Here is a 4,837-nt window from a genome sequence, read left to right as displayed (position 1 = left end):
GGGAGTTCCTGGCGCGGGCATGCGCGAGCCGAGGCATCGAAGCAGTCGTGCAGTCGCGTGCAAAGTCGGTTCCGAGTTTCGGCGAGAAAGTGGTGCGCAAGTATGACAAGTACCAGGATGCGGTGCACCAGTTCACTGACCTTTGCGGTGCCAGGATTATTACACTGACCCAGGCAGAAGCTGACCGCATGTGCGAACTCATTCGGGCGAGCTTTCAGATTGACGAGGCCAACAGCGAGGATGTTCGTCAACGCTTGGCGCCAGACCGATTCGGCTACGCGTCAATACACTACATCGTCCAGATGCCGTGGATCATGCTTCTCGGCCTGCCGGGCTTCAGGCGGGCCACTAGGGGAGTGCCGGTTGACAGGCTGATTGGAGCTATCGGCAGTGTCGAGGCTGACCGTGGTCTTGGCCAGTGCTTCAGGCGAGCCGGGTGCAGGCGCGTGCTAAGGCTTCTGGGTCGGGTGATGCGGCAGGACGGCGCCCGACTTCTGAAAGAAGCAATGCAAGAGGTATTGCGCCGCAAGAAAGGTCGATGGCGCGGGTGTCGTGGCGCGCTGGACTTAGTGCGTGCCATTGGCAATCGAAAGGCGGAGATTCAGGTCAAGACTGTGTTGCAACACGCCTGGGCCGCAATCGGTCACGACCGCCTGTACAAAACTGACTACACTCCGCCGCCCAGGCTCCAGCGCCGCCTGCACCGGATTGCTGCAATACTTGAGGAGGCGGATGATGAATTTGCAGGCGGGGTTGCCGAACTCGATGCCCTGCGGCTTGACTACGGTTCTTTCATGACCTATGAGAAACGGCGGGCAGAACTCAAGAAATGGCAGGTTGCTCTGGCAGCCAGCCCCAGCGTCGAACTGGCGAACAAGGTTGCCCGTCTGGCCGTGTCGGTTGAAGATTGGAGTACTGCGGAGAAAGTGCTAGGCCGCTATCGAAAAGACGACAACGCCGAGGTGCTGTCGCTGCTGGGTTTGGCCCTGTTCGCCGGACACGGCACCGGACGCACCGTGCTCAGAGAGGCCGCCGAGGCAGACCCAACAAAGGTTGCCGCCTGGTGCAGCCTGGGCGACAGCTACTGCCCCAAGTCATCGGCTCGGGGAATGGTCTTTGGCCTCAAGGTCCGAGGTCGCGCATCCTGTCCGAAGGCCGCTGTGTATTACGCCAAGGCTTTCGAGTGTGCGCCAACTGACCCAAGGGCAGTCACGAGCTACGCGGCGTGCCGGCTCTGCTCTGAGAAGAACCCCGATGCCCTGCGGCTGCTCAGGCCACTTCTGGAGAACGTGTGTGAGACCTCAGGGAAACTTGCCGAGACGAAACTTCACATACCATGGTCGCTCTACGATGTGGGCACCTGCGCCTTGCTACTTGGACGAGCCGAGGACGCAGTTGAGGCTTACGCCGAGGCCGTGTACCTGAGCGATGGTGTATGGCCAATCAGATGCGCCAGGGCCATGATTGAAAGGATACAGTGTGGCCTGGCCGGGATGCCGCCGAAGAAGTTGACCGGCGTGCCCGGGTCCATAGGGATGTTTCTGGACATGGCAGCAGCGGCACAGAGTTGGAAGCGGGAGCAAGCGGAATGGAATACAGTTGACAATCTTGAGCGGAAGCTGGCCACCGCAAAGCTGGAAATGCGTGGACTCAAGAAACGGCAAAGACAAGAGCCGGCTGAAGTCTCTGCCAGTGACATCAAGAAAGCTGGTGATAATGTCGCTAAGCTTGGCAAGCAGCTTGCAGAGGCAAAGGCTCGGCACCGAGAGGAGGAGCAGAACGCGAGACAGCTTTCTTCCGCGTTCCGCAAGCTCTATCTGCCTGTGCTCAGACGGTCTGCGCAATCTGGCACTGCAGTGCCGGCTGAGGGAGCGTGCGTAATACTCGCCGGTTCTTGTGACGAAAAGTTTGAAACTTCGGTGCAGGGTTATAGGGATACCGTGGTGCAGGGCTTCGGCGGGTTCCGAGGAACCATATATTCGGGCGGCACGAATGCCGGTATCGGCCGTCTTGCCGGCGACGTACAGGAAACGTACGGCCGGTCAGTGGTCCGCACGGTCACGTATCTTCCTCGGCGCATGGCGAGCAAACCAAAATGGGTGAAGATTGACAGACGTTACACTGACCTGCGCCGAACTGAGGGGAATGACTTCAGCCTGCAGGAGCCGCTGTTCTCCTGGGCTGACATCATCGCTAGCGGCATCAAACCGTATGATGTCAAAGTTGTGGGCATCAACGGCGGCCGGATAGCTGGAGCGGAGTACCGCATTGCGCTCGCCTTCGGTGCTACGGTCGCGGTATTCGAAAAGGGCGGCAGGGAGGCAGCGCGGCTCATGGCTGACGAGACCTGGGGAGTAGCGCCGGCATTGATTCAACTACCCAAAGATGCTCTGACCCTGCGGGCTTTTGTCGGCTCCCCGGCTCGTGGTTTGACCCCGGCTCAGGAGTCTACGGTCGCAGAGGCGATACACGAGGGGCATCGAGACGAGAAGCGGAAGTCCGGCTATGTTCCTGACCCGGCGATGCTCCCTTGGAAAGAACTGTCCGAGGTGTTCCGGCGTTCCAGTATTGAACAGGCGCGGGACGTTCACAACAAGCTGCGAGCGATAGGCTGTACTTTGAGAAGAGCACCCAGGGGCCGCGAACCAGTTCAGATGACATTCACCAAACAGGAAATCGAAACCATGGCTGAGATGGAACATGCCCGATGGGTTGTTGAAAGGCTCAGGCTTGGATGGAAGCTGGGGCCGAAGAAGGATGAGAGAGAGAAAACGAGTCCTTATCTGGTCCCCTGGTCGGAACTTCCGGAGGACGTCAAAGAATGGGACAGGGCAACGGTCCGCAAAATGCCGGCCTATCTGGCCAAGGTCGGTCTTGAGATTGTGCGATGAAGAAGGCATACATACCCAAGCCGATTGATACAAGCCACATCACGATTCCGGCCGAACTTGAAGCGCTGACCGAGAAACTGGCCGAGAACGCGCACGACAACTGGGCAAGGCAGCGGATTGCCGAAGGCTGGACCTGGGGGCCGAAGCGGGACGATGCGGCCAAGAAGCATCCGGACCTCGTTCCTTACGCCGAACTGCCGGAATCCGAGAAAGAATACGACCGCAAGGCGGCGATGGAAACACTCAGAGCTATCATCGCGCTGGGGTACGCTATCGAGAAGCCGAGATGAGTTGCAGGTTAACAGGTTTGCAGGTTGCAGGTTGGCAAGTTGCCCAATGAGTTGCAGGTTTGCAGGTTGCAGGTTGAGGTGAGTGAATGGCGAGGATAGAGAGGTTTGAGGACATCGAGGCCTGGCAGAATGCCCGTGAGTTGGTGAAGCAGGTCTACAAGGTTACAAGGAGGGCGGGGTTTGCCCGTGATTTTGAACTAAAGGACCAGATGCAGCGGGCAGCGGTCTCCATCATGTCCAATATAGCAGAAGGATTCGAGCGCGGCAGCCACAAGGAATTCACGCAGTTCCTCTTCATTGCCCGAGGTTCGGCCGGTGAAGTGCGTTCGCTCGCGTATGCGGCACAAGACCTTGGGTATCTGGACGATTCCGAGTTTCGTGCCCTCTCAGATGCCGCTACCACGGTTTCCAGACAGGTAGCCTCCTTCATCCGGTATCTGAAAAAGACTGACCGCCAGAAGACCTGAAAGGGTTGCACGTCTGGACTTGTGCACATGACACCCGACAACCCGCAACCTGCCAGCCTGGAACCCAACAGCCAGCGACCTGCTAACCTGGAACCTACCTGCCTAGGATCAGAAACCTGCTAACATGAAACCTGATAACCTGAAACCGTCCTCGTCGCAGACCTGGCGGACGGTTCGGGTATTCATCTCATCGACATTCAGAGACATGCAGGCCGAGCGGGACCACCTGGTCCGGTTCGTGTTCCCGAGGCTGCGCGAGGAGTACCGGGTTGGTATTGGCCTGCACGGCGGTCGGCGTATGATGCTGCGAGGCTAGACCGTGGCCCACGACGTTTTCATCAGCTACGCGAGCGAGGACAAGGCGATTGCGGATGCTGTCTGTGCGACCTTGGAAGGTCGCGGGGTCCGCTGTTGGTATGCCCCGCGCGACGCCTTCGGCTGTTGGGGGTATGCTGTTGTGGACGCGGTGGCCACCGCGAGAATCGTCGTGCTTGTGATTTCAAGGAATTCTGACGAATCTCAGCAGGTACTTGACCAGCTTGCGATTGCGGTAGGCAATGGTTTGGCCATCGTTTGCTTGCGGATCGACGCCGACATGCCGAAGGGGAAGATGGCGCAGTACCTGGCGGACGCTGAGTACCTGGATGCATTCACACCTCAATTCCGCATGACTGATCTTGCCGACGCGGTTCAGCGCCGGCTGATTGCCCTACATTCGTTTCTGTGGTTGCATGAGGCAGTTGGAGCGCTTTGCAGATATCTAAGAGAGTTCGCAGACAGCATAGCCTGCTTGGGCGCTGGCCCGCCAATGCTGGCATATGCCTACCGCACTGGTGGAGAGAAGCAGTACGTGACTTGCGGACTTACTCACACTCATACCTCCTTCACAATGCTGACTGCTGTGTTGCCGGCGGTCTCGCCAGTTACGGCAGCTTCTATCGTCGCGAGGCAGGTCGTTGCAGCGGTTTCCCCTTTGTTGGCTTCGTTCGCAACGACCGCTAAGGTTGGCTTGGAGGAAGTTCGTTTCACGGTGACCACACCTTCGTATGTCAGGCTCGGTAGTGAATTCACCCTGAGCGTGTGGGTGCATCCGGAAGGAGAACTGAACGAAGTGATGGAACAGGCGCAGAAGGCAAGTGCCCTGCCCGTTGTTGGGAGGTCACAGGGCCCTGCCAAACTCGAACGCGGC

The 4,837-nt window shown here is 58.5% G+C and carries 5 protein-coding genes; all 5 read left to right on the top strand.

Features of this window, described 5'->3' with window-relative positions; genetic code table 11:
• Window positions 1-2,891, top strand: a 2,891-nt coding sequence (locus tag ABIL25_09745; protein ID MEO0082548.1) for a RyR domain-containing protein, incomplete at its 5' end; no start/stop codon positions are given.
• Window positions 2,888-3,181, top strand: a complete 294-nt coding sequence (locus ABIL25_09740) for a RyR domain-containing protein (protein MEO0082547.1) — start codon at window positions 2,888-2,890, stop codon at window positions 3,179-3,181. The genes ABIL25_09745 and ABIL25_09740, both read left to right, overlap by 4 nt.
• A gap of 86 nt (window positions 3,182-3,267) precedes the next feature.
• Complete coding sequence (locus ABIL25_09735; protein MEO0082546.1) at window positions 3,268-3,648, top strand: four helix bundle protein; 381 nt, start codon at window positions 3,268-3,270, stop codon at window positions 3,646-3,648.
• A 124-nt stretch (window positions 3,649-3,772) separates the two neighbouring features.
• Window positions 3,773-3,964 (top strand): DUF4062 domain-containing protein, encoded by a 192-nt coding sequence (locus ABIL25_09730; GenBank protein MEO0082545.1) that lies wholly within the window; start codon window positions 3,773-3,775, stop codon window positions 3,962-3,964.
• Window positions 3,965-3,967: 3 nt separating this feature from the next.
• Window positions 3,968-4,837: toll/interleukin-1 receptor domain-containing protein (locus ABIL25_09725; protein MEO0082544.1), on the top strand; the 870-nt coding region annotated here is incomplete at its 3' end.

The organism is candidate division WOR-3 bacterium (assembly GCA_039801365.1).
GTDB lineage: Bacteria > Hydrothermota > Tepidihabitantia > Tepidihabitantales > Tepidihabitantaceae > JBDRUN01.
This window is presented reverse-complemented; position numbering and strand designations above follow the sequence as displayed.

Bases quoted from the DNA above. Each gene is read 5' to 3' on its own strand.
- ABIL25_09740 (MEO0082547.1), top strand. From the start codon at position 2,888: ATGAAGAAGGCATACATACCCAAGCCGATTGATACAAGCCACATCACG.
- ABIL25_09735 (MEO0082546.1), top strand. From the start codon at position 3,268: ATGGCGAGGATAGAGAGGTTTGAGGACATCGAGGCCTGGCAGAATGCC.
- ABIL25_09730 (MEO0082545.1), top strand. From the start codon at position 3,773: ATGAAACCTGATAACCTGAAACCGTCCTCGTCGCAGACCTGGCGGACG.